The organism is Anaerobacillus sp. CMMVII, assembly GCF_025377685.1.
GTDB lineage: Bacteria > Bacillota > Bacilli > Bacillales > Anaerobacillaceae > Anaerobacillus.
The window spans coordinates 78,532-104,236 of sequence record NZ_JACEHK010000012.1 but is presented as its reverse complement, the minus strand read 5'-3'; the positions used below and the strand labels follow the sequence as shown (position 1 = coordinate 104,236).

The 25,705-nt window shown below is 35.8% G+C and carries 26 protein-coding genes and 1 pseudogene; 18 read left to right on the top strand and 9 right to left on the bottom strand.

From position 1 onward, the window contains the following. Both H1D32_RS16565 and H1D32_RS16560 read right to left on the bottom strand, forming a co-directional pair. A pseudogene (locus H1D32_RS16565) lies at nucleotides 1–246 on the bottom strand (ABC transporter); the annotation flags it as partial. Then, nucleotides 243–398, bottom strand: a complete 156-nt coding sequence (locus H1D32_RS16560) for a P-loop NTPase family protein (protein WP_261179384.1) — start codon at nucleotides 396–398, stop codon at nucleotides 243–245. The pseudogene H1D32_RS16565 and the gene H1D32_RS16560, both read right to left, overlap by 4 nt. 335 nt (nucleotides 399–733) lie before the next feature. Here H1D32_RS16560 and H1D32_RS25055 point away from each other — a divergent pair, with 335 nt between their 5' ends. The 8 genes from H1D32_RS25055 (at nucleotide 734) to H1D32_RS16525 (ending at nucleotide 8,317) form a co-directional block, all read left to right on the top strand. After that, nucleotides 734–904: a hypothetical protein gene (locus tag H1D32_RS25055; RefSeq protein ID WP_314733433.1), complete on the top strand. Its 171-nt coding sequence runs from the start codon at nucleotides 734–736 to the stop codon at nucleotides 902–904. Continuing rightward, the gene (locus tag H1D32_RS16555; protein ID WP_314733432.1) at nucleotides 874–1,815 is read left to right on the top strand and encodes a mechanosensitive ion channel family protein; all 942 of its coding nucleotides are present in this window, start codon (nucleotides 874–876) and stop codon (nucleotides 1,813–1,815) included. The genes H1D32_RS25055 and H1D32_RS16555 overlap by 31 nt, the downstream gene beginning before the upstream one ends. Nucleotides 1,816–2,566: 751 nt before the next feature. Beyond that, a complete protein-coding gene (locus tag H1D32_RS16550; RefSeq protein ID WP_261179383.1) occupies nucleotides 2,567–2,743 on the top strand; it encodes a glutaredoxin family protein in 177 nt (58 codons plus the stop codon). 125 nt (nucleotides 2,744–2,868) lie between these two features. After that, on the top strand, nucleotides 2,869–3,807 hold the full coding sequence (locus H1D32_RS16545) for an NAD(P)/FAD-dependent oxidoreductase (RefSeq protein ID WP_261179382.1): 939 nt from the start codon (nucleotides 2,869–2,871) through the stop codon (nucleotides 3,805–3,807). Nucleotides 3,808–4,243: 436 nt separating this feature from the next. Continuing rightward, nucleotides 4,244–5,521 carry an isocitrate lyase gene (gene aceA / locus H1D32_RS16540; RefSeq protein WP_261179381.1) on the top strand — a complete coding sequence of 426 codons (1,278 nt, stop codon included), beginning with the start codon at nucleotides 4,244–4,246 and terminating at the stop codon, nucleotides 5,519–5,521. A 185-nt stretch (nucleotides 5,522–5,706) separates the two neighbouring features. After that, nucleotides 5,707–6,429 carry a 2,3,4,5-tetrahydropyridine-2,6-dicarboxylate N-acetyltransferase gene (gene dapD, locus H1D32_RS16535; RefSeq protein WP_261179380.1) on the top strand — a complete coding sequence of 241 codons (723 nt, stop codon included), beginning with the start codon at nucleotides 5,707–5,709 and terminating at the stop codon, nucleotides 6,427–6,429. Nucleotides 6,430–6,816: 387 nt separating this feature from the next. Continuing rightward, on the top strand, nucleotides 6,817–7,935 hold the full coding sequence (locus H1D32_RS16530) for an N-acetyldiaminopimelate deacetylase (RefSeq protein ID WP_261179379.1): 1,119 nt from the start codon (nucleotides 6,817–6,819) through the stop codon (nucleotides 7,933–7,935). Between the two features lie 139 nt (nucleotides 7,936–8,074). Further along, nucleotides 8,075–8,317, top strand: a complete 243-nt coding sequence (locus tag H1D32_RS16525; RefSeq protein WP_261179378.1) for a YkuS family protein — start codon at nucleotides 8,075–8,077, stop codon at nucleotides 8,315–8,317. Nucleotides 8,318–8,542: 225 nt separating this feature from the next. On the opposite strand, the gene H1D32_RS16520 is transcribed toward H1D32_RS16525, so the two are convergent. Next, nucleotides 8,543–9,379, bottom strand: a complete 837-nt coding sequence (locus H1D32_RS16520; protein ID WP_261179377.1) for a mechanosensitive ion channel family protein — start codon at nucleotides 9,377–9,379, stop codon at nucleotides 8,543–8,545. Nucleotides 9,380–9,680: 301 nt separating this feature from the next. Between H1D32_RS16520 and H1D32_RS16515 the strand changes: the two genes are divergently transcribed. From H1D32_RS16515 to H1D32_RS16500, 4 genes are all read left to right on the top strand, one after another. Further along, nucleotides 9,681–10,226, top strand: coding sequence for a peroxiredoxin (locus tag H1D32_RS16515; RefSeq protein WP_261179376.1), 546 nt, complete (start codon nucleotides 9,681–9,683; stop codon nucleotides 10,224–10,226). 67 nt (nucleotides 10,227–10,293) lie between these two features. Beyond that, a complete protein-coding gene (locus tag H1D32_RS16510; RefSeq protein ID WP_261179375.1) occupies nucleotides 10,294–10,743 on the top strand; it encodes a redoxin domain-containing protein in 450 nt (149 codons plus the stop codon). 150 nt (nucleotides 10,744–10,893) lie between these two features. Continuing rightward, nucleotides 10,894–12,111 (top strand): peptidoglycan recognition protein family protein, encoded by a 1,218-nt coding sequence (locus tag H1D32_RS16505; RefSeq protein ID WP_261179374.1) that lies wholly within the window; start codon nucleotides 10,894–10,896, stop codon nucleotides 12,109–12,111. A 118-nt stretch (nucleotides 12,112–12,229) separates the two neighbouring features. Continuing rightward, nucleotides 12,230–12,895, top strand: coding sequence for a potassium channel family protein (locus H1D32_RS16500; RefSeq protein WP_261179373.1), 666 nt, complete (start codon nucleotides 12,230–12,232; stop codon nucleotides 12,893–12,895). 110 nt (nucleotides 12,896–13,005) lie between these two features. On the opposite strand, the gene rnjA is transcribed toward H1D32_RS16500, so the two are convergent. The 4 genes from rnjA to H1D32_RS16480 all read right to left on the bottom strand — a co-directional run bounded on the left by rnjA (nucleotide 13,006) and on the right by H1D32_RS16480 (nucleotide 16,598). Beyond that, entirely contained in the window at nucleotides 13,006–14,673 is a 1,668-nt protein-coding gene (gene rnjA, locus H1D32_RS16495; RefSeq protein WP_261179372.1) for a ribonuclease J1, read from the bottom strand. Between the two features lie 4 nt (nucleotides 14,674–14,677). Next, nucleotides 14,678–14,887: a DNA-dependent RNA polymerase subunit epsilon gene (locus H1D32_RS16490; protein WP_261179371.1), complete on the bottom strand. Its 210-nt coding sequence runs from the start codon at nucleotides 14,885–14,887 to the stop codon at nucleotides 14,678–14,680. An 873-nt stretch (nucleotides 14,888–15,760) separates the two neighbouring features. Continuing rightward, entirely contained in the window at nucleotides 15,761–16,312 is a 552-nt protein-coding gene (gene def, locus H1D32_RS16485) for a peptide deformylase (RefSeq protein WP_261179370.1), read from the bottom strand. A gap of 133 nt (nucleotides 16,313–16,445) precedes the next feature. After that, on the bottom strand, nucleotides 16,446–16,598 hold the full coding sequence (locus tag H1D32_RS16480; protein WP_314733431.1) for a YjcZ family sporulation protein: 153 nt from the start codon (nucleotides 16,596–16,598) through the stop codon (nucleotides 16,446–16,448). Nucleotides 16,599–16,858: 260 nt separating this feature from the next. Between H1D32_RS16480 and H1D32_RS16475 the strand changes: the two genes are divergently transcribed. From H1D32_RS16475 to lpdA, 5 genes are all read left to right on the top strand, one after another. Then, nucleotides 16,859–17,500, top strand: coding sequence for a YkyA family protein (locus H1D32_RS16475; protein ID WP_261179369.1), 642 nt, complete (start codon nucleotides 16,859–16,861; stop codon nucleotides 17,498–17,500). 573 nt (nucleotides 17,501–18,073) lie between these two features. Continuing rightward, nucleotides 18,074–19,159 (top strand): pyruvate dehydrogenase (acetyl-transferring) E1 component subunit alpha, encoded by a 1,086-nt coding sequence (pdhA, locus tag H1D32_RS16470; protein WP_314733435.1) that lies wholly within the window; start codon nucleotides 18,074–18,076, stop codon nucleotides 19,157–19,159. Between the two features lie 3 nt (nucleotides 19,160–19,162). Beyond that, nucleotides 19,163–20,140: an alpha-ketoacid dehydrogenase subunit beta gene (locus tag H1D32_RS16465; protein WP_261179367.1), complete on the top strand. Its 978-nt coding sequence runs from the start codon at nucleotides 19,163–19,165 to the stop codon at nucleotides 20,138–20,140. Between the two features lie 75 nt (nucleotides 20,141–20,215). Next, nucleotides 20,216–21,517 carry a dihydrolipoamide acetyltransferase family protein gene (locus H1D32_RS16460; protein WP_261179366.1) on the top strand — a complete coding sequence of 434 codons (1,302 nt, stop codon included), beginning with the start codon at nucleotides 20,216–20,218 and terminating at the stop codon, nucleotides 21,515–21,517. A gap of 3 nt (nucleotides 21,518–21,520) precedes the next feature. Then, entirely contained in the window at nucleotides 21,521–22,930 is a 1,410-nt protein-coding gene (lpdA, locus tag H1D32_RS16455) for a dihydrolipoyl dehydrogenase (protein ID WP_261179365.1), read from the top strand. A 53-nt stretch (nucleotides 22,931–22,983) separates the two neighbouring features. Here the strand turns inward: lpdA and H1D32_RS16450 are convergent, their stop codons facing one another. Beyond that, on the bottom strand, nucleotides 22,984–23,430 hold the full coding sequence (locus H1D32_RS16450) for a hypothetical protein (RefSeq protein WP_261179364.1): 447 nt from the start codon (nucleotides 23,428–23,430) through the stop codon (nucleotides 22,984–22,986). 159 nt (nucleotides 23,431–23,589) lie between these two features. After that, nucleotides 23,590–24,645, bottom strand: coding sequence for an FUSC family protein (locus H1D32_RS16445; protein WP_261179363.1), 1,056 nt, complete (start codon nucleotides 24,643–24,645; stop codon nucleotides 23,590–23,592). Nucleotides 24,646–24,820: 175 nt separating this feature from the next. Between H1D32_RS16445 and H1D32_RS16440 the strand changes: the two genes are divergently transcribed. Continuing rightward, the gene (locus H1D32_RS16440; RefSeq protein ID WP_261179362.1) at nucleotides 24,821–25,642 is read left to right on the top strand and encodes a polysaccharide deacetylase family protein; all 822 of its coding nucleotides are present in this window, start codon (nucleotides 24,821–24,823) and stop codon (nucleotides 25,640–25,642) included. Nucleotides 25,643–25,705 lie beyond the last annotated feature (63 nt).

Here is a 25,705-nt window from a genome sequence, read left to right as displayed (position 1 = left end):
GTCATCTATTCCGAGCATAGATAAAATATACTGTGCGTCATCATTAAAAAAATCGTAATCAGGGTCTTCTTCGTCTTGGCCCATTAACAAATGTTGCTTCACATTTAAATATGGAATTAAGCAATCTTCACTTGTTAAAAAGCCAATATGCTTTAGACGCCAGTCAGTTCTTCTTTCAATTAATAACAGATTTTCACCAAACACCTCAATTGTTCCATGATTAGGTGGTGTCATGGCAGCAATCATTTTAATAAGGTTGTTCTACCGCTTCCGTACTCCCCACTTATATAGACAACCTCACCTTCATGCACATGCAATGATAAGTCATTAAATAATACATTTTTTTTCGATCCTGTTATATATTTTTTGGATACATTTTTTGCAGTTATCACATACACGGACATCACCCCTCTCGATAGTAAATAATATGATTTCTAAACTACTCCCATAACTATATTTAATCATTATTTAGGATGAAAATAAATATGAAGTGTTATAAAAGTATGAATATTATAAGAAAAGTAGGAGGTGGTGCTACGGAAAAAATGCTTTGATACAATACTTTATTTGTTGCGCATTAAGCACTCCTCAGTATATGATTTAAATAAAATACTGTTTGGAAAACTGTGTTACTGTTACGATTTATTATGGTCTATTGAAATGGTAAATAATAGAGCAAGGCGAATACTATTTTACGCCGTTAGCTCGTTTGTAAGTAAGTAGGAGGTAAGCAATGTTAGATGAATTAATTTCTCGATATAGTTGGTTTACTGAGTGGCAGTGGGAGGATATCGGGATTGCATTTGGAATTTTAATTATTTTTCATGTGTTTCGGAAATCTTCACGAAGTACATATATAAACTTTTACTACGTATGGCAAAAAAAACGCCAACTGATATCTTAACGAATATTTTTGTTGCTTTTGAAAGTCCATTACGATTATTTTTTGTTGGAATAGGTTTTTATCTTGCTTTTATGTACCTGCCATTTGAAGAAAAGTCAAACGAGGTCATTATACAAATATATCGCACGTTCATTATTTTCCTAATTGGATATGGTTTGTTTAATTTATCTGCCACTACATCAGTGATTTTTCAAAAAGTTGGAGCTAAGTTAGATTTAGAAGTAGATGAAATTTTGTTACCATTTCTATCAAAGCTTGTTAGAGTTATAATTGTTGCCTTAATAATTAGCATCATTGCAGGTGAGTGGGGCTATGATGTGAATGGGTTTATAGCCGGATTAGGTCTAGGCGGTCTGGCATTTGCTCTAGCAGCAAAAGATGCGATTGCAAACCTTTTTGGTGGTGTCATTATTATTACTGAAAAACCTTTTTCGATTGGAGACTGGATTAAAACGCCAAGTGTAGAAGGCACTGTCGAGGATATTACATTTAGAAGTACAAAGGTTCGTACATTTGCTCAAGCAGTTGTTACGGTTCCAAATTCAACACTCTCAAATGAACCAATTACCAATTGGACTAAAATGGGTAAACGGAGGATTTCTTTTCATTTAGGTGTCACTTACACAACATCAAAAGAAAAGCTAGAAGTCTGCTCGAAAAAAATAGAAGACATGCTCAGAAATCATCCAGATATTGATCAGGAAACAATTTTTGTTCGTTTTGATCTTTTTAGTGAAAGTAGTTTAGATGTCTTTATTTATTTCTTTACGAAAACCACACTATGGGGTGAGTTCTTAGCTGTGAAAGAAGATGTAAATTTTAAGATAATGGAAATTCTTGAAGAAGAATCTGTTTCTGTGGCCTTTCCAAGTCGAAGTATTTATATTGAAAAAGAAGCAAGTTTTAATTAGATGAAAGGTTCTTACAATTACTAGCCAATCATTCGTATATTTAAATCTTTTCTAAAGATTGTTGCGGTTGATAGCGAAAAACTCTGCTCTTCAGTCCTTTACGTAAAAGAAAAATTAGCCGTTGTGATCATTCATTCAACGGCTTACTTTTTTAAGGAGACGTTCTAGACGACCTAAAAAGTAACATTGTTTACGATAAATAATCATGTAAACTAACTTGAAGATTATGTTCTCTGGATTCTTTTCTAACTAAAACACATACAACAGAAAAGACCTTACATACTTAAGAATGGCTCTTTTCTAAAAGATTGTTGCTATTAGCTTTTGCTTTTAGGTCGTAACCAAGCGAATGCTTGGTTCTTCACGCTTTGCCTGAAGCTTTTGGGTATAAATTAGCCATTGGGACAAATAAATTTGTCCCAAAAAGCTTATTTATTCTCAAAAGACGACCTAAAAGCTACAATGTTTACGAAAAGAGCCTTAAGAATTAACTGATAATAATAATCAATCAATGATTTTTTTTTTACAAGTGACTAACTCAACCATCTATGGTTGGGGAGGATAATTATACTATTTTAACTATGAAAATGGATTTTAATAAAAAATACAAGTTTACATTGAAGGTTTTATTTGTAGGTAATAGAATAGAATTGTATGGGTTTATGTTAAACTAGATTACAATAATTATTAATTTATTTGAGTATAATTAAGGGTTTTTTATATAGGCAAGGGAAAAGTGGAGGGATAATCGATGTCTTCTTTTGAAGTAGTTGTTTATATTAGTCAAGGCTGTCCATATTGTGAAAAGGTAAGAACTCAACTAAACGATTGGGGGATAGAATACGAAGTTCGTAACGTATCATTACATAAAGAGTATTTTAATGAGCTGAGAGCAAAGAAGGTTTTGGAACTCCTGCTACATATGTAAATGGTAAGCTTATTTTAGGTTTTCAAGAGAAAAAATTCAAAAAAGCCTTTGGGTTTGAGGAAGATGAAGAAAAACTAGAAGATTCGAACACAGGCGGAAATAGTGTAGATGAAGTTTTTGTAAAAATGAGTTCAGATATCCTAAATAAGGTTTATGATCTTGTGATCGTCGGTGGAGGAATAGCAGGAGCTTCTGCAGCAATTTATGCTGCTAGAGCTAAACTATCCACTCTGGTCATTGATAAGGTTCAAAATGTAGGAACCTTGTCGGTAACAGATAAGATTGCGAATTATCCTGGCTTAAGAGAAAGTGTTACCGGGTTAGAATTATTAACTAGAATGCAAGTTCAAGCGAAATCTTTTGGTGCGATATTCGCTCAATCAAACATTCTTACGGTTGATTTTACAAAGGAAACAAAAGAGATTACAGTAACAGAGGGAATCGTAAAGGCGAAATCGGTCTTTATTGCCGTTGGTGCTAAAACTCCGACTAATATGATTAAAGGTGAAGAAGCGTTTTTGGGACGTGGTGTTAGTTATTGCTCAACATATGACCCAGCATTTTATCATGATAAGCTTGTGGTCATTATTGGAGATACCGATAAAGTTATTGAAGAAACAGCTACTCTATCGAAGTTCTGTAAAGAAGTACGGCTCCTAGTACCTAGAACACTTCATGTTGAAGCTGGTTTAGCTATTCTAGAAGAAAAAAGAAATGTAGTCATCTTACTAGAGCATTCAATTAAGGAAATAAAAGGTACCAATTTATTAGAAAAAATTGTCGTTTTGAACGAAAATCATGAAGAATTAGAATGGGATATTGATGGTCTGATTTTAAATGTTGGTCGAATGAAACCAGAAACCGATTTTCTTAAGAATTCAGTTCAGCGTGATGAGGAAGGTTACATTATAGTTGACGAACATTTACGTACAAATGTGCCTGGAGTTTTTGCCGGTGGTGACTCAAGACATTCACAAATAAAACAACCAGTTATATCGGCAGCAGATGGTGCAATAGCTGCTCTCGCTGCGGACGGATATATCAATCGTAAGCCACAATCCTAACGAGAGGAAGTCGTTTCACCAGTTTATAAGAAAGTCTCTTTTCGTAAGCAATATGGCTATTTTATAAAAAGGTAATTTGAATTGTAAATTAGAAAAGATGCCAATCACATAATTAAAATGCAGGCGTTTAATAGGTGCAAGAAAAAGTCAGTTTCTTTTTGAAACTGGCTTTTTTTATATGTTGTTTCTCAAAGAATTTGCTTTGACATTCATACACGAACTAGTTTGGGTTGGAAGAGCATTTGCTTGGCGGGGCCAAGCAGGGAAAAGCACACTGCTTTCTTTTAGTAATCAATAAAATTATGTTATTTTAAATTTTACAAATTTTTTCCTTTAAAGTAGTTGCAAATATGTAAACCCTGTTATAGTATAGTGTATATAAAAAATAACTGTAATAAAACAGTTTATACTACAAATAAACAGGAGATGAGTAAACATGGTTAATTATCAAGAGGAACTTAGAAAACTGGAGACGAGTTGGGACACAGATGAAAGATGGGTAGGAATTAAGAGGAACTACACAGCTGCAGATGTCATAAAGTTAAGAGGATCTGTGCAAATTGAACATACTTTAGCTCGTCGTGGTGCGGAGCGTCTATGGAAACAATTACAATCAATGGATTTTGTAGCAGCACTAGGAGCATTAACTGGAAACCAAGCAATTCAGCAAGCAAAAGCTGGTTTACAGGCTGTTTACTTAAGTGGATGGCAGGTAGCTGCTGACGCGAATCTTGCAGGCCAGATGTACCCGGATCAAAGCTTGTATCCAGCCAATAGCGTGCCGATGGTTGTTAAAAGAATTAATCAAGCATTACAACGAGCTGACCAAATACAGCATATGGAGGGAAATGGAGATATTGATTATTTACTTCCGATCGTCGCAGATGCCGAAGCAGGTTTTGGTGGACAATTGAATGTATTTGAACTGATGAAAGGGATGATTGAAGCAGGTGCTGCTGGAGTTCACTTTGAAGACCAACTTGCATCGGAGAAAAAGTGTGGTCATCTTGGAGGTAAGGTTTTAATTCCAACACAGACAGCGATCCGTAATTTGACAGCTGCTAGACTTGCCGCAGATGTTTCGGGAGTTCCGACATTAATTATTGCGAGAACTGATGCTGATGCTGCCGATTTAATAACAAGCGATGTTGATCCTTATGATCGTCAATTTATTACAGGAGAAAGAACACCAGAAGGATTTTTCCGCACAATGGCAGGTATTGAACAAGCGATTTCGCGAGGTTTAGCTTATGCCCCATATGCAGACTTAGTTTGGTGTGAAACTTCAAAACCTAGTCTTGAAGAGGCAAAGGCATTTGCTGATGCAATTCATGCGGAGTTTCCTGGAAAAATGTTGGCTTACAACTGTTCACCATCATTTAATTGGAAGGCGAACTTGGACGAAGAGACAATTGAACATTATCAGGTTGAATTAGGGAAAATGGGCTACAAATTTCAATTTGTAACTTTAGCAGGTTTTCATGCACTTAACCATAGTATGTTTGAGTTAGCTCACGCTTATAAAACACGAGGAATGGGGGCATATTCTGAGTTGCAACAAGCTGAATTTGCTAGTGAACCAAAGGGTTACACAGCAACACGCCATCAACGCGAGGTCGGGACTGGCTACTTTGATGAAGTTTCTCAGGCAGTTTCAGGTGGTACCTCCTCAACGACAGCTCTAAAGGGTTCTACTGAAGCAGCACAATTCTAATTTCTTTATCTAAACGTTACGTCACCTCAGGCGTAACGTTTTTTTTCTAGTATTCTCTGAAAAATAATGAATTGCTTGCATATCTCTTGTCACTTCGACAACTTTTTGTTAGAGTAAAGTATAATTTGTATATATTAATACATATTTAAAAAGAGTAAATGTACATAAGTATAGGAGGACTAATAATGAAAATGATGGATGCAAACGAAATTATCTCATTTATTTCAAACAGTGTGAAATCCACACCTGTAAAGGTTTACGTAAAAGGGGATCTTGAAGGGATTAACTTTGGTGAGAACACAAAAACGTTTATTTCTGGTCCTACTGGAACATTGTTTGGTGAGTGGGCTGATATTGAAGCAGCTTTGAAAGCAAATGAAGAAAAGATTGAAGACTATGTCGTTGAAAATGATCGTCGTAACTCGGCCATTCCGTTATTAGATATGAAGCATATTAAAGCTCGAATTGAGCCAGGTGCAGTTATCCGTGATCAAGTTGAAATTGGTGACAATGCAGTAATCATGATGGGTGCTTCAATTAATATTGGTTCTGTCATCGGTGAAGGTACAATGATCGATATGAACGTAGTATTAGGTGGAAGAGCTACTGTAGGTAAAAACTGCCACATTGGTGCAGGTTCTGTGTTAGCTGGTGTTATTGAGCCACCTTCAGCTAAACCAGTAGTTGTAGAAGATGATGTAGTTGTTGGAGCGAACGCAGTTATTTTAGAGGGAGTAACAGTTGGTAAAGGAGCAGTTGTAGCTGCTGGAGCAATTGTTACAGAAGATGTACCACCGAACACGGTTGTAGCAGGAGTTCCTGCTCGTGTAATTAAAGAGATTGATGAAAAAACAAAAGGAAAGACAGAAATTAAGCAAGAATTACGCCGTTTAAACGAAGATAGATAAATTTCTTTAGTGCTGAAAAATGCCTGCTAGCCTGTTATCGGTAGTAGGCATTTTCTTTATACTACCCTGTAAATCCACTTACGTATATAAGAATTGGCTGTTTCTAATAGGCTGTTTTCGCAAAGTTTGTTGCTTTCGTAAAAATCCCAAAAGTCCGATTTTTATACAAAAATACTAAGATTTTACAACTTATTTAGTAAGTATTTCTTACTCAATTTATTGAGTGATATCTTCATCTAAGGGATTTTTCCAACTATTTTACGTTAAAAAGCCACAATGTTTACGAAAAGAGCCTTCTAATAAGATGATAAATGTAGCAGTCGATTAAGAAGCCCTAATAATGCTACAATAGAATATAGATTCTAAACCAAAAAAGAGGTACTTATTATGGAATATTCTCAGTTTATTGAAGTTAGAAGACAATTGCATCAAATTCCTGAGCTTGGTTTTGAAGAATATAAGACACAGGAATATTTACTTAACTTTATTAAAAATTTACCGCAACAGTACTTACAAATAACCACCTGGAAGACAGGTGTTTTTGTTAAGGTAATCGGTTATAATCCTTCAAAAGTAGTCGGCTATCGTGCTGATATTGATGGGTTACCGATGAAAGAAGAAACTAACTTATCCTTTGAATCAAAGCATGAAGGTAGAATGCATGGTTGCGGTCATGATTTTCATATGAGTATTGCGTTAGGGATACTTTCTCATTTTGCCTCATTTCAACCTAAGGAAACTTTGTTGTTTATTTTTCAACCAGCTGAGGAAGGGCCGGGTGGCGCACAACCGATGCTCGAAAGTACCTATTTAAAAGAAAATCGACCAAATATGATGGTAGCCTTGCATATTGCTCCAGAATATCCAGTTGGTACAGTTGCAACAAGAAAAGGACTACTATTTGCTAATACATCAGAATTGTTTATTGATCTATTAGGTAGAGGGGGGCATGCCGCTTATCCACATACAGCAAATGATATGGTCTTAGCTGCTAGCCATTTTGTCACCCAACTTCAATCTATTGTTGCGAGAAATATAGATCCTCTTGACTCTGCCGTTGTAACAATTGGGAAAATTACAGGTGGTACAAAACAAAATATTATTGCAGAGCGAGCTAGAGTGGAAGGTACAATTCGAACATTATCTATGGACTCTATGGAGAAAATTAAAGCTCGTATCTTAGCACTTGCTCATGGAATTGAAGTGGGATTTGAATGCAAACTATCGATTGACTTTGGAGCTAATTATTGTCAAGTTTATAATGATGAAAAAATGACAGAACCATTTATGAATTTTGTTAAAAATCGAGCAAATTGTAACCTTATTGAATGCAAGGAAGCGATGACTGGTGAAGACTTTGGGTATTTCCTAAGAGAAATTCCAGGCTTTATGTTTTGGCTTGGTGTTGATTCAGAAAATGGACTTCATTCAAATTATTTAAATCCAAATGAAGAGGCTATTCCATTCGCTATTGAACTTCTAATCGATTATTTAAAATCACTTTAAGTGGTTGTACTATAGCTATTTCATTCCTTCTGCTTTTCTTATTGTAGGCAGAATAATCTTCCATTTAGTTGGACAAATTATCTTTGTAGAGAAATGTATCTTTACATATTTAATGGATGATTTGGAAGGAGGAACTTTTATGGCTAAGATTGGTGTCGAACAATCTTTAACAGATGTTCAAGAAGCGTTGCAATCTAGAGGTTACGATGTTGTACAATTAAAGCAGGAAAATGATGCTGCGGGGTGCGACTGCTGCGTAATTACAGGTCAAGACCAAAATATGATGGGCATTCAAAATGTTGTGACGAAAGGCTCCGTTATTAATGCTCACGGCTTAACGGCAGAAGAAGTTTGTCAACAAGTTGAGACAAAAGTTCAATAAGTATAAGTATTTTCAAATGGACAAGGAAAAGTTAGCCCTATCTTTCTAAGGAAAGGGCTAACTTTTTTACATTACGCTGTTTTCGTAAAGTTTGTTGCTTGCCTTTAAGGCAATAATCTTTGAAAAAAAGTCTTTTCTATTGGTCATTAAATGTTTCAAGCAAATAGCTAGCTGAGATAGATTTGAAAGGAATTGCATCACTTTCATAACAGAACATTACTTTTCTTATTTTTTCTCAATATACACTTGATGTGGGAAAGGAATTTCTATACCATGGCGATCAAGTGCTTCTTTCAATGCTTTTCGAAGCTTTCTTTCAATTTCCCATTGCACCATATTTTCGGTTTTAGCAATAATACGAATCACGACATCAGAGTCACCAAGACTTTGTACGCCAACTACATTAGGCCCTTCTTTTATCGCAGGTTCTTGTTGTGCGATGGAATCACAAGCTGCTTGTAAAACCATGATTGCTTGATCGATATTTTCATCGTAGGCTATACTAATATCCACTAACGCTCTCATATTTCCACGGGAATGATTACTAACATTTTTAATTTCTCGATTAGGAATAAAATGCAATGTGCCATCAAATCCTCGAAGTCGAGTTGTACGTAAACCGACTTCTTCTACTATGCCGTCTAATCCTGCCATCGTTACGTAGTCGTCCACTTCAATTTGTTTCTCAAGTAAGATAAAGAAACCTGTAACTACGTCACTTACTAAACCTTGAGCCCCAAAACCAATAGCAAGACCGATAATACCTGCACCAGCAATCAATGGTGCTATTTCATAATCGAAGATGCCGATAACAATCGTTAATAGAAAGAAGATTAGAAAATAGGTAAATACATTAAGTGCCAGCTTTTCTAAAGTTTTTGTTCGACCAGGATGCATTCCTCTTTGTTCTTGTAACTTTTTAAAAGAACTATAAATAATCCTAGTTCCTATGTTCTTAACGATCATATATAACAAAAATATTCCTAATAACTGTATTACGATAACTGAAACACCTACTATTAGCTCGCTCCAATCGTAGGTTTCAAGCCATTCAAAGTACATGATATCTCCACTCCTTTTTATTATAAGTATTTCCTTTGAGCAAAAGAAACTAAACATAAACAAGAGTCTATCATAATTAGTATCATTCTTAAACTAATATGGTATAAATGAAAAACTTTTCTTTAATAAGTGTTATGATTCGTTAATTTCGTTTCGGTGAGGGTATAATATTCATTAGTTACTATTATAAAAGGATGAATTTACTAATTACGTTGACTGTTAATATTAATTCTTTTATAGTCGTAATTACAACATAAAGATAAAACCCACTACATGGGTAATAATTTAGGAGGTTTTACATATGAGTGACAAAAGAATGGTAGCAAAGCAAGCACCTAGATTTGAAATGGACGCAGTAATGCCTAATAAGGAGTTTGGTAAAGTTAGTCTAGAGGAAAATATGAAAAACGACAAATGGACTGTTCTTTTCTTCTATCCAATGGATTTCACTTTCGTATGCCCAACAGAAATAACAGCAGTTAGTGACCGTTTCGATGAGTTTGAAGATTTGGACACCGAAGTAATAGGTGTATCTACAGATACTATTCATACACATTTAGCATGGATCAACACTGACAGAAATTCTAATGGGTTAGGAGAGCTAAAGTATCCTTTAGCAGCGGATACTAACCATGTTGTCTCCAGAGAATATGGTGTACTAATCGAAGATGCTGGAATTGCTCTACGTGGGTTATTCATTATTAGCCCAGAAGGAGAGTTAATGTATTCAGTAGTTAACCACAATAATATTGGTCGCGATGTTGATGAGACCTTGCGTGTGCTTCAAGCACTTCAAACTGGTGGGTTATGTCCAGCAAACTGGAAGCCCGGCCAAGAAACACTTTAATTAGAGATTTAATGAAAGGTCTAGCAAATTGTTAGACCTTTTCTTACACTATTTAGGAGTTGATGTTATGAAGTTAAGATCACAAATGCCTGAACTAACTGGTGCTACTGAGTGGTTAAATGGTGAAGTAACAAGAGAAGACTTAGTTGGGGAGAAACCAACATTATTTCACTTTTGGTCTATAAGTTGTCATCTATGTAAAGAAGCAATGCATAGTGTCAACGAGTTTCGAGATCAATATAAGGACCAATTAAATGTCATTGCGGTCCATATGCCACGTTCAGAAAAAGACCTTGATATGGAAGAAATAAAAAAAGTAGCTCATGAACATGACATTACACAACCGATCTATATTGATAGTGCTCATAAACTGACAGATGCTTTTGAAAATAAATATGTACCTTCATACTATGTATTTGATAGTGAAGGACAACTTCGTCATTTTCAAGCTGGTGGTGGAGGAATGAAGATGCTTACTAAGCGTGTGAATCGTGTGCTAGGGATAAAAGAAGAATAATAGTTTAGAGTGTATAGTTGAAAGTTTTTTCTGTAAAGCTGCGAAGCATTACTTTTAAACAACTCAACACTCAACACTTTAAACTCTCAACTTAAAAAAAGTCACCTATTTCTGGATTATTTTGTATATATAGAAAGAGGTGATTTTTTTATGAATATAAATGATAAACGAAATAGTTTAGTTAGACATCCAAGCAAAAGGTATCGAAGAAGGGCAATTTCAGAAATTCGTAATATTGCCATTCACCACAGCGCAACAACATCTGGTAGTGCAGAGGCATTCGCCAGATATCATGTTAATTCACTTGACTGGCCTGGTATTGCCTACCATTATGTTGTCAATAAAGATGGCTCGATAGACCTTTGTCATGATCCTGAGGTAGTGAGTTATCATGTTGGTAATAGTAATGGCAGAGCCTTAGGGATTTGTATGGTCGGTGACTTTCGAACTCAAACTCTCGAAAGAGCGCAAAGGAATGCAACGCTTAAGTTGGTGAGGAAGTTATTGAATGATTTTAATCTATCAGTTGAGGATGTTTGGGGGCATATTGAGTTTCCGGGGTATGCTTGGAAACCATGTCCTTCTATTAGTATGGAACAATTTAGAGCGTCACTTAGAGAAGGTAGGGCTATTCCTACTAGTTCACCTATTGTTATTCCTTCACAACCAACGAATCGAACAATTTTGAGCCAAGGCGACCGTGGAGATGATGTAAGAGCAATTCAACAAAGACTAAATAATTTAGGATTTGAACCAGGTCCTATCGATGGGATATTTGGGCCGTTAACTGTCGATGCAGTACAGAGATTTCAACGAAGTGCTCGAATAGTTGTAGATGGAGTAGTTGGTCCTGAAACAAGAAGAGCATTAGACAATTTTAATGCTTCAGGAGAACAGATTGAGCATGGAGCACCTTCAGATGAGCCTGATGCACGTGAGGAGCAATTTAGTGGTGAAACTCGTAGAATGTTGCGTTTGATGCAACCGATGATGCGTGGGCAAGATGTTGCTGAAGTTCAAGAAAAGGTTGGTGCATTAATAGATGGGATATATGGGCCGGGTACAGAAAATAGAGTCATGGAGTTTCAACGGAGAAACAATTTAGCTGTTGATGGGATCGTAGGTCCGATTACTTGGAGAGCTCTTGATCGGCTGGCAGGTAACCAACCAACATATGAGAGGTTATTATCAGTTCAAAGTCCAATGCTGCGTGGTGAGGATGTCAAACATGTTCAACGAGCGTTAAATGTTCAGGTTGACGGGATTTATGGTCCTAACACAGAACGAGCTGTTAGAGACTTTCAAAGAAGATCGGGAATAAGAATTGATGGTATTGTTGGACAGCAAACTTGGAACCGATTGTTTTAAATTAAGTTTTCCCTTCAATTTTAAACTTCAATTACTATAACATTTTAAATATTATGATATGATAATAACAAGATAAGCTAATTGGAAGTTTTTCAATGAATGGGGGAAATACGGCTCTATGAAAAAACAGTTTGCGGTTATTGGATTAGGTAGATTTGGTGGAAGTATTTGTAAATCATTAAGCGATCAAGGGATGGAAGTTCTTGCGATAGATACAGACGAAGATAAAGTTAATAACTTTTCCTCCATAGTTACTCATGCTGTAGTTGCCGATGGGGCTGATGAAGGTGCTTTACGAAGTCTTGGTATCCGAAATTTTGATCATGTTATCGTAGCAATTGGTGATAATATACAAGCAAGTATCCTGACAACACTAATTCTAGATGAACTTGGAGTCAAGCATATAACAGTAAAAGCTCAGAATGATTATCATGAGAAAGTGTTAAACAAAATTGGGGCCCATAAAGTGGTTCACCCAGAGAGAGATATGGGGATCCGTATTGCCCATAATATTGTCTCAAAAAATGTCCTAGATTATCTAGAGTTATCGAAGGATTATAGTATTGTTGAGCTAATTGCAGGAGAGAAGATGAACAATAAATCATTGGTTGAGTTAAATATTCGAGCCAAATACGGAGTAAACATCATGGCGATTAAAAGAGAAGGTATCATTAATGTCTCTCCTTATGGGACAGAGAAAGTTTTAAGTGGCGATATCCTAATTGTCATCGGAGCCGTGGTTGATATAAATAAATTAGAAGATGCCCTATTTGATAAAGATTAAAACTACAAAAAAAGACGACAAGGATTTTTAGCCCTTTCGTCTTTTTTTGGCTTTAAAATATTATAGGCTCTATCTAATAAATCACCAACAAGGAAGGGAGTTCAAATGTATTATACTTCCATAATAATTGGTAAGATCATTGGTTTACGCTTCGTTTTTTCATATAGAAACGGTCCTAATACATCGGTAATTTCATTTTTAATTTCAGACCATTGAGATGTTTTACGGTCCATTATTGCCTGAAGATGTTTTGCGAGTAAAGCTTGAGCATCATTTATTAAGTCCCCAGATTCGCGCATGTAGACGAAACCTCTTGAAATAATATCAGGTCCTGCTGTTACCTTAAATTCTTTCATATTCAAGCTAACGACAACGACAACCAGTCCTTCTTCAGATAAAATTCTTCGATCGCGTAAAACTATGTTACCAATGTCACCAATACCATTCCCATCGACATATACAGATCCGGAAGGCACTTTACCCGCTATAGCGGCTTCGTCTTGACCTAAAGCTAAAACTTCTCCATTATCCATCACAAAACAATTTTCCTCCGGAACATCACAATCAACAGCAAGTCGTACATGCATTTTTAACATTCTATACTCGCCGTGAATTGGCAGGAAGTACTTTGGTTTCATTAGACGAAGCATCAGCTTTTGCTCTTCCTGACCGCCGTGACCAGAAGTATGAATGTCGCTTAAAGAACCGTGAATTACTTCTGCTCCAGCGCGATATAATTGATTTATTGTTTTGCTTACACTTAGTGTGTTTCCTGGAATAGGTGACGAAGAGAAAACAACAGTATCTCCAGGGATAATTTGTATTTGACGGTGAGTGCCAAATGCAATTCTGGATAATGCAGCCATTGGTTCACCTTGGCTTCCAGTACACAATATAGTAACTTCATTTGCTGGTAATTTATTTAACTGATTATGTTCTATAAAGGTACCTTTGGGTGCTTTTATATAACCTAATTCCTGCCCAATAGTAATTGCATTTTCCATACTTCTTCCGAAAACGGCTACTTTACGGTTATTAGTAACAGCTGATTCGACAACTTGTTGAAGACGGTGAATATTTGATGCAAAGGTAGCAAATATTAATCTACCATCAACTTTGCGGAAGATGCTATCGATGCTTTCTCCAACTTTACGTTCTGACATTGTAAAGCCAGGGACTTCACTATTAGTACTGTCAGACAAAAGGCAAAGTACCCCTTCTTGTCCAATTAGAGCCATCTTCGTTAAGTTTGCCGGCTCTCCAACAGGTGTAAAATCAAATTTGAAATCGCCAGTATGAACGACATTACCAGGAGGAGTTTTTACAACTATCCCGTATGAATCAGGGATACTGTGGGTTGTCCTAAAAAATGATACCGATACTTTTTGGAATTTTATGATGTCCTCTTCTTTGATCTCATACATCTTTGTTTTTCTTAATAAACCATGCTCCTCTAATTTCCCTTTTAATAAGCCAAGCGCTAATTTCCCTCCGTAGATTGGAATGTTAACTTGTCTTAGTAGGTAGGGAACACCACCTATATGATCCTCATGTCCATGGGTTATAAATAATCCTTTGATTTTATCGACATTTTTGACTAAATAAGTGTAGTCAGGGATTACATAATCAATTCCAAGTAACTCATCCTCTGGAAATTTTATCCCGGCATCAATTAAAATAATTTCATCTTGGAATTGCACTGCATATGTGTTTTTTCCGATTTCGCCCAGTCCACCTAGAGCAAAAACGGCAGTTTGATTGTTTTTTACCTGCTTCATAATTTTACACATTCTCCACTTTAAAATTTTCGTTCTGTTTTTCGTATTCTAAGTAATCCCCATCTACTGGTAAAACGAATTCAATATTATATGGCCTTTGGGCTAACATTTGCCTTACTTCCATTTCAGAACTAGCTTCAACGTAAAGGGATTGTGTTTTTTCTCTTACTGGAACTTCAATAAGTCTTTCTTGGTATAGTACTTTGTAAATCATTTAAACCTCTCCTTAAAAATCGTTAATTTATCTTTCATTATTATAAATGATACTGGTTATTTTTTCATGTTTTTCTTTTTGAATGCTAAAATCAATAATTTTGGTGTAGTTTCTCAGAAACTTTACTCAATCATTTAATTGGATAAGCTTATAATTATGAAGAAAGAAAACAATGATAATTAGCATCATACATTATTTTTCATTAGATAACAAATTTAGGTAGAAAAAAGAATAGTATTACGATTCTAATAGCCGTTTTTGTGGTAGAAGATCCCGACATTTTTTCAATAATTTTTCACGCCATCTTTTTAACACTATTGTAGCCTCCTTTATAACCGAAAGTTTTCTTTGAGTTAGTATGTGTTAGATAGGAGAACTCATGAATGGAAAAAACTGAAGAACATAATTTTTTATGATTTTTAAGTCACTTAAAAGTTTAGGTTTTAAAAATACGCTCTTTTCTAAAGGCTCTTTTCTAAAACATTGTTGCTTTTTAAAATCCATAGATGAAGATATCACCGAATACAATAAGTAAGAAAAGAGCAGTGCTTACTTAATAAGTTGTGAAATCTTAGTATTTTTGTGTAAAAATCCGACTTTTGGGATTTTTACGAAAGCAACAAACTTTACCAAAACAGCCTTTCTAAAAGATTGTTGCTATTAGCTTTTAGGTCGTAACCAAGCGTGAAGCTTTCGAGAATAAATAAGCATGGGGAAAAATAAATTATTCCCAAAAGCTTATTTATTCTCAAAAGACGACCAAAAAATAAAAACGATGAAACATAGTAGTTTTTAACCGCTATATATTTTCAATAGCTAGCAATAAAAAATAAAAAAAGAGATAGACATTTTTGTCTATCTCTTACTGTTATTTTACTTAAATGCTTCTGGGACAGGTTGCTTAAATGGGTCCTTTGCTTCTTCAATTCTATCGTAAAACATAACACCATTTAAGTGGTCGATTTCATGTTGAAAAACGATTGCTGGAAGTCCGCGTAGACGGATCGAAATTCCTTCCCCATCAATAGTTGTACCTTGAACAGTAATTCTTGCATATCGTGGTACGAGACCAGGAACATCTCTATCGACAGATAAACACCCTTCGCCATTTTCTAATTCTGTCATCTCTACTGAATGACTAACAATTTTAGGGTTGAATAAAGCATACTCATATAAATTTTCGTTTTGGTCTGTAACTAAAACCGCGATCATTCGTTTTGACACATTTATCTGTGGTGCGGCAATTCCAACGCCTGGTCTGAGGTTAAATTTCTCTGCAATTTCCGGGTTTTGGCTATTATGTAAAAAGTCCATCATTTTTTTTAGAGTTTCTTTGTCTTCGTGAGACGCTGGTATAGAAACTTCTTCAGCAATTTTTCGTAAGGTTGGATGACCTTCTTTTATGACGTCTTTCATAGTAATCATTTACACACAACTCCTTACAATTCCCTAGGTATTTTTTATTAGTAAATATATTTAATGTTAATACTATACTATTCATTGGAAAAAAAAGAAAGAAAACGAGAGCAGAAGACTCTCGTTCTTTCATAAGATAATACTAAGCTCTAGGATACCAAGCTGCACCTACAATGATTAATAAAATGAACAGTACTACGATTAAAGCGAAGCCTGCTCCACCTCTGTGTACTGGTGCTGCAACTGGAGCTCCATAGCCCATACCACATGGGTCCCAACATCCGTGTCCGTACATATTAAATTCCTCCTCATAAAAGTTTAATCGCTTTTTGCTTGCGATTTAATAATATGCTATGCAGTTAAAATATCTCTGGTTGGATGTTTACCCAATTTTACGATAGTTTTTTATATAAAAAAACATGTAATAAACAAAGGTAAAGGAAATATATATAAGATAGGGATTGTCCATTTAACTGTTGTCAAACGTTATTATTTAGTATAATGTTTTAAGGAACACCCTAAATGGAAAAGTTTTGATAAAGGGGGAAATTAGAGATGTTTACATTTAAAAAAATTAGACTTGGGAGCATACTAATCCTTTTTTTAGTAGTGGTTGGCTGTACAAAAGTTAATCCGGCCGAAGAGATCTATCATCATTTAGAAAAAGCTGTTAGTCTAGAAGCTCCATTTGAAGAACAGCAAGAGCCGCTATCAAAAGCAGAAAATGATGAATATGAATTATACGACCAAATTTTAGGGTTAGCTGATTTAGATGAAATTAAAGCGTTAGCAACTCAAGCTGAGGAAATAGCTGTCACAAGAAAATCAATGATCGAAAAAGAACGAGAGAGTATTGATGAGGCATATAACGAATTTTTGCTAATTACTACTATTTTAGAAACCATCGAGGATGAGGATTTAAAGAAGGCTGCAGAGGAATTAGTAACCATAATGGAAAACAGGTATGAAACCTATATTGAATTATATAATGAATATAAATTTGCGATTGAGTTGGATCTAGAGCTTTATAATTTAATTCAAAAAGAAGATCTAACTATCGATGAACTTGAAACACAACATGATAAAGTAAATGCTTCTTATGAAAGGTTAATAGTCACAAAGATTTGTTTAACCAGTTCACAATCCAATATAATGACCTCAAACGAAATTTTTACGAGCTTGCAGAACTTGAAGTAGTCTATAATTAAGGCTTTATTCGTAAATATTTGGGTTTATGGTAAATAATTCAATATTTTTAAGGGGATTTTTTTAGTCAATTTCGAGAAAATTTATTTTTTCGATTTTACTATAAGGAATTTCCTTTTTTATTTTTATTTTTTTTGTAAATTTTACTTGCCCAGGAAAATATAACAGCTTTATGTGTATTAACACTGTGAGAATGTTGTTATACTAAGGGATTTCAGCTATTTATAATACAGTTATAAAATAATATTATAACAGACGTAATCGTAATTGGTCTTTTATTTGATTTTAAAAACAGGTAAAGCCTATTAAAACAGGATTAATTCGTTGACAACTAATTTAGACTTATTGTAAACTAAGCTCAGAAGGAAATAGTTGTACCATAAAGAAAATTTCAAAACTGATACAGATCGTTAAAAAGGAAAGCGTTCTTAAAAAAAATCGTTAGAACTGATTATTTTGCTAATTAACGGTTGTATTGACTTGAAATATGGGCAACCTAAACTAGAGTTTATTCCGTAAATTATTATTTCTTTTTATATGAAAGGAAGAGGTGAACGTACGATGATGAAAAGTAAAACGTTAGAGCAAGTTGAAAATCAGTTTGAGACCTTCCAAATTTTAAATGAAGAAGGGGAAGTAGTGAATGAGGCAGCAATGCCGAATTTAAGTGACGAACAATTACAAGAATTAATGAGACGTATGGTTTATACAAGAATTTGGGATCAGCGTGCAATTTCTTTGAATCGACAAGGTCGTTTAGGGTTTTATGCACCAGTTGCTGGTCAAGAAGCTTCAATGCTTGGATCACATTTCGCATTAGAGAAACAAGATTGGATCTTACCGGGATATCGTGATATTCCTCAAATAGTTTTCCATGGTGTTACTTTAGAACAGGCGTTTTTATGGTCTCGTGGACATTTTAAAGGTGGACAAATGCCCGACGGTGTAAATGTATTGATGCCGCAAATTATCATTGGTGCTCAAATTATTCAAGCTGCAGGTGTAGCACTAGGACTAAAACGTAAAAATACAAATACTGTCGCGATTACTTATACGGGTGATGGTGGAGCTTCTCAAGGTGACTTCTATGAAGGAATAAACTTTGCAGGTGCATTTGCGGCTCCAGCAATTTTTGTAGTTCAAAATAACCGCTTTGCGATTTCTACTCCAGTAGAAAAGCAATCTGCAGCGAAAACAATTGCGCAAAAAGCCGTTGCAGCAGGTATTCATGGTGTTCAAGTTGATGGAATGGACGTCTTAGCCGTTTATGCAGCAACTCTAGAAGCTCGTGAACGTGGTTTAAGAGGTGATGGACCAACATTAATCGAAACTCTAACGTATCGTTATGGCCCGCATACGATGGCAGGCGATGACCCAACTCGTTACCGTACTTCTGACCTAGATGATGAGTGGGAAAAGAAAGATCCGTTAGTACGATTCCGTAAATTCTTAGAAAAGAAAAGCTTATGGTCTGAAGCACAAGAAAATGAAGTAGTAGAACAAGCGAAAGAAGATATTAAAGTAGCTATTAAGAAGGCAGACGGAGCACCAAAGCAAAAAGTGACTGACTTAATCGGATTTATGTACGAAACGCTTCCACAAAACCTTCAAGAGCAAATGGAAGAATACAAAGCAAAGGAGTCGAAATAAACTATGGCACAAATGACAATGATTCAAGCAATTACAGATGCCATGCGTGTAGAACTTAAACGCGATGAAAATATCCTACTTTTCGGGGAAGACGTTGGGAAGAATGGTGGAGTTTTCCGTGCAACAGAAGGTCTACAAGCTGAATTTGGAGAAGATCGAGTTTTTGATACTCCACTAGCTGAGTCGGGAATTGGTGGACTTGCAATTGGTCTTGGTTTAACAGGTTTCCGTCCAATTATGGAAGTTCAATTCTTTGGTTTCGTATTTGAAGTTTTCGACTCAATTGCTGCTCAAATGGCTAGGATGCGTTACCGTTCAGGTGGAAAATATCATTCACCAGTAACTATTCGCTCACCATTTGGTGGTGGAGTAAAAACACCAGAACTACATGCGGACAGCTTAGAGGGGTTAATGGCACAGACACCTGGTGTAAAAGTAGTTATACCCGCAACACCTTATGATGCAAAAGGTTTACTAATCTCAGCAATCCGTGATAATGATCCAGTTGTCTTTCTAGAGCACATGAAGCTTTATCGTTCTTTCCGTGGCGAAGTTCCAGAAGGTGAATACACAATTGAACTAGGGAAGGCTGATGTGAAACGCGAAGGGAAAGACATCTCTATTATTACTTATGGCGCAATGGTTCACTCTTCTCTTAAAGCTGCAGAAGAATTGGCCAAAGAGGGTATTGAGGCAGAAGTAATTGATTTACGTACTATTAGCCCTATCGATATCGATACAATCCTTGCTTCTGTAGAAAAAACAAATCGTGCGATTGTTGTACAAGAAGCTCAAATACAAGCTGGGATTGCAGCGAATGTAGTAGCTGAAATTACTGAAAGAGCAATCCTAAGCTTGGAAGCACCTGTACTTCGTGTAGCTGCACCTGATACTGTATTCCCATTCGCTTCTGCAGAAGACGTTTGGTTACCAGGGTACAAAGAAATCGTAGAAAAAGCGAAAAAAGTTATTAATTTCTAAGGGGAAAAGAAGCGCTTTTGCTTCTTTTTCGGACTATACACATAAATGAAAAGATAAGATAGGGAGGCGTTTTAAGTGGCTTTTGAATTTAAACTTCCTGATATCGGTGAAGGTATCCACGAAGGTGAAATCGTTAAATGGTTTGTTAAACCTGGTGACGAAGTAAAAGAAGATGACATTCTACTTGAGGTTCAAAATGACAAAGCAGTTGTTGAAATCCCATCACCAGTTGAGGGGAAAGTTTTGGAACTGAAAGTTTCTGAGGGAACGGTTGCAATCGTAGGTGATGTTCTACTAACAATTGATTATGATGGTGAAATTCCTGCTTCAGCTCATGGACATCATGACGAAGAAGAAGCAACTCCAGTGCCGGTAGTGACTGAAGATGTAGCTATAGAAGAAGCGGTAATTGAGGTTGATGAATCTCGAAGAATTATTGCAATGCCGTCAGTTAGAAAGTATGCACGTGAAAAAGGGATTGACATTCGTAAAGTTAATGGAACAGGTGATAACGGCCGCATCCTAAAAGGTGATGTTGATAATTTTGGTACGATTTCAGTAGAAGAAACGAAAGTGGAAGAAACTACTAAGGCGACAGAAGTAGCACAAACTGCTCCTATAACATCAGCTGCCTCAGAGAAAAAGTCTGTTAAGCCTTATGAGGCTGTTCATGGTGAATTAGAGACTCGTGAGAAAATGAGTGGAATTCGTAGAGCGATTTCAAATGCTATGGTGAATTCTAAGCATACTGCTCCACATGTAACGTTAATGGATGAAGTGGATGTAACGGATCTTGTTTCACATCGTAAAAAGTTTAAGGATGTTGCTTCGGCAAAAGGTATTAAGTTAACCTACTTACCTTATGTTGTTAAAGCACTTACTTCTGCTTTACGTGAATACCCAACTTTAAATGCTTCTATTGATGATGTCAATGAAGAGGTTGTTTACAAGCACTACTTTAATATCGGTATTGCAGCAGATACTGAAAAAGGATTACTAGTCCCTGTAGTAAAAGATGCTGATCGTAAGTCAATCTTTAAAATTTCAGCTGAAATTAATGAATTAGCAACGAGTGCCCGTGAAGGTAAATTATCACCTGATAAAATGAAGGGTGGTTCTTGTACAATTACGAATATTGGATCAGCTGGTGGACAATGGTTCACTCCTGTAATTAATCATCCTGAGGTTGCAATTTTAGGTATTGGTCGAATTGCTGAAAAGCCTGTAGTAAAAAATGGTGAAATCGTGGTAGCACCAGTGCTTGCCTTATCTTTAAGTTTTGATCACCGCTTAATTGATGGAGCAACTGCACAAAATGCGTTAAATCATATCAAACGCTTACTGAACGATCCACAATTATTAGTTATGGAGGCGTAAAAAATGGTAGTAGGAGATTTTGCGGTAGAGGTAGATACACTTGTTATTGGGGCAGGTCCTGGTGGATACGTGGCAGCTATCCGCGCTGCTCAACTAGGACAAAAGGTAACAATCGTTGAAAAAGAAAACTTAGGTGGAGTTTGCTTAAACGTAGGTTGTATTCCGTCAAAGGCTTTAATTGCAGCGGGACATAAATATCATGATGCAACTAATTCAGAAGAAATTGGAATTACAGTTGGAAATGTAAGTTTAGATTTTTCTAAAGTACAAAAATGGAAAGCATCCGTTGTTAATAAACTTACGAGTGGGGTTGAAGGTTTATTAAAAGGCAACAAAGTAGACATCGTAAAAGGTGAGGCTTACTTTGTTGATGAGAGCACAGTACGTATTATGGATGAGAAGTCTTCACAAACGTATAAGTTTAATAATTGTATTATTGCTACAGGCTCAAGACCGATTGAATTACCAGCTTTTAAGTGGAGCAAACGTGTAATTTCTTCTACTGGAGCATTGGCTTTAAAAGAAGTTCCTAAAAAAATGATTGTAATAGGTGGCGGCTACATTGGTGTTGAGTTAGGTTCTGCTTATGCTAACCTAGGAACTGAATTAACAATTCTAGAAGGTGGTAAACAAGTATTACCTGGTTTTGAGAAGCAGATGAGCCAATTAGTAACTAAGCGTTTAAAGAAAAATGGAGCGGACATTCACACGAATGCACTAGCTCAAGGTGTTGAAGAAACTGCTGATGGAGTAAAAGTAACGGCTGAAATTAAAGGTGAAGTTAAAACATTTGAAGCAGACTACGTACTTGTTACAGTAGGGCGCCGTCCTAATACAGAAGAGCTTGGTTTAGAGCAAGTTGGAATTGAGATGACAGAACGTGGCCTAGTGAAGGTAGATAAACAATGTAAAACGAGTGTGAAAGGAATTTACGCTATCGGAGATATTGTAGATGGACCTGCGCTTGCTCATAAAGCATCTTACGAAGGGAAAGTTGCTGCTGAAGTGATTTCTGGTCATCCTGCAGAGGTTGATTACTTAGCTATTCCAGCAGTTGTGTTCTCTGGACCTGAACTTGCTTCAGTTGGTTTGACAGAAGCTGAAGCAAAAGAAGCTGGTTATGAAGTTGTTGTTTCTAAGTTCCCGTTTGCAGCCAATGGTCGAGCGTTATCATTAAATGAAACAGACGGCTTCATGAAAATGGTTACTCGAAAAGAAGATGGTTTAGTACTTGGGGTTCAAATAGCTGGTTTAAATGCCTCTGATATGATATCTGAAGCTTGTGTTGCAATAGAAGCTGGTATGACAGCAGAAGATATTGCAATGACCATTCATGCACATCCATCGTTAGGAGAGATTACGATGGAAACAGCAGAAGTTGCAATTGGAATGCCAATTCATATTGTAAAATAAAGCTGGACTGAAATTAGATAAAAAACTGAGAGGGTGACTTTATAGTCATCCTCTCAGTCTATTTTTTGCACGAGTGCCTTCTCGAGTAATTCTAGGATTTCAATTTTTTTTAACGGTCCTTCCACTCTGATGGTTATATACTCATTATGTATAACAAGTAAAGTAGGGTACTCTTGGATATTGTAATGTCGAATTAGATCTCGGTCTGATGAGTGTATAATATTAAAAGACCTTATTTTTTCAGGGTATCTTCTTTTAACATCCAAAAGAGCATCGTAATAATTTCCTTCAGCACTAATGAAATGATCATCTGAAAAAAGCAATGTGATGTTTTCGTCTTTTTTTTGCAGAAATGGATAGTTCGTAATGACTTCTTCGTTGTTGGTGCAGCTTATTAAGAAGATTAGGAAGATCGGTATTAAAGAAATCGCTACTCTCATTTTCAACACAAGACCATTCACATCCTTTTTCAGCGGATATATACAAACCTTTCTAAACATAGTTTACCACGGAGATAAGAGATTTTTTTGTTCGTAATGAAACTGTTACATAATTGAAAAGATAATCACTAAATAGGTCTAGTTAGAGGGTTGTTTTCGTACTAAATGAGCCGTTCGGAAGAATTGTTATTTTCCAAACGGCTCATTTTTTCATTGAATTTAATCATATTGAATTTGCTTTGCGAAAATATACGCAGGATAATTTTTATTGGCTTCAGAGAAAGTTTGTTCTTCAATGGTGTCTTTTTGTAAAATAGATAAACTCTCTAGTATGGATAAAAGTTCATAAAGGAGAGCCTCTTTTTGTGTGCAGTTTTTGTTTTCTTTCACTTCGTTTTTTAATAGGTAGTAAAGTTCTTGTTGGGAAACGGTGATATTTTCTTCACTTGCGTATAATATATTTGTACATAGTTTATTTATGAAATTAACTGAATGAAGTACTATTTTTTTTTCACTGTTAGAAAGTTTTTGCTCTAGACTAATGTAACTCAGGTTTCCAACATGAAAAAGAATTTTCTGTAGTTGAGCTAACTTTTTCTGCAGGTAATGAAAGGACCTTTCTTCTAACTCATTGCTTTTTCGGTACTGCCATTCTGCTTCTTGATATTCAGTCAGTTGAAATGCTTTTTCAAGCTCTTGATGTAGTTTACGTTGTGTTAAATAGATGTCATTCTTTTTTTTCTCGATAACTTCTGGTACTAGTTCATCTAAATGCTCTGCCGTATGACAATAAAGTTCATTAACTTTGTCAACAAGTAATGGTCCGAACTTAGGTGGTAATACAGCAAAATTTACTAAAGTGGAAATAATTATTCCTAGTGATGTGCCGGATAATCTAAATATGAATTCACCAATTATACTTTCATTGCCGCCGGGAATCATTGCCACAGCAGTAAGGGTAGCTACTAACGTTCCGTTATCTAATTTTAAGTGGTGGCAAAAAAGAATTGTAAAGATGCTTACAAGTGCGAAGGTAATAGCTGCATGTCCGAGAAATAAATCAAAAAACAATGCAAAAACAGCACCTATTGCGGCTGCAGGTAGACGAATTAGTCCTCTTTTGAGCGAATCGGCTGCCGTTGGTTCGGTTGTTACAATCGCCGTAATAACAGCAAAAATAACAGGTAATCCAAGTTTAATGCATACTAATGCAGTGATGAATACTGCGATTCCGGTTTTAATCACTCTTCGACCAACAAATTTTAAAGGGTTCATATTTTTCACCTATCAAGTTATCATTATGTAGAGTATTTGTTGAAATTGGAAATAGTATGCAAATAATGCGAAGGTACATAAAGACGACCTAAAAGCCACAAAGTTTACGAAAAGAGCCTTTCTAAAAATGTGTTAAAGTTAACATACTAAAAAAAAATAAACTAGGGTGATATTGATGAAGAAAATAACGATCGTGCTCATGGTCATATTCATTCCACTTTTATCTGCTTGTTTTAATGAGAATGGTGAACAAGTGGAAATTGAACAAGAAGTCAGGCAAAAGGACATAGACGCATTCCAACCTGATACTGAAGAAGAGGAAGTTAGTGTCATAGAGGAAGAAGTTCAAGAAGAGCTAAAAGAGGCGGAGGTTCCTCGTTATCTATTACAAAGTGATCATACTATTAAACCTGCAGATGATTTCGGGAATGAGCAGGTTGTTCTCTTAACGATTGATGATGCTCCGAATCGCTATTCGGTGGAGATGGCTACCTTATTGAAAGAGAAAAATATAAATGCTATCTTCTTTGTAAATGGTCACTTTATTAATAATGAGGCTGGTAGAGAGAAGTTAAAAGCGATCTATGAAATGGGTTTTGAAATAGGGAATCATACGATGTACCATCCTAACTTACGGGGATTATCAGAAGAAAAACAAAGGCAAGAGATAGTAGAATTAAATGACTTAATAGAAGAAATTACTGGAGAAAGACCACGTTTCTTTAGAGCTCCGTTTGGAGTCAATACTGATGTGTCTCGTCGAGTAGTTACAGAAGAAGGTATGCAATGGATGAACTGGACTTATGGTTATGATTTTGAAAAAGATTATATGCAAAAAGATGCATTAGCAGAGATAATGGTTAATACGAATTTGCTTAGACCTGGAGCTAATCTACTTATGCACGATCATGAGTGGACTTTAGAGGCATTGCCATTAATTATTGAAGGATTAGTTGAAAAGGGATACGGTTTTGTCGATCCTAAAGCTATTGAGTAATGAAAAAGGTTCTTTAGTAAAACTAACTTTCAATTCAGTAAGTTTGTTTTCAGTTGAAGAGAT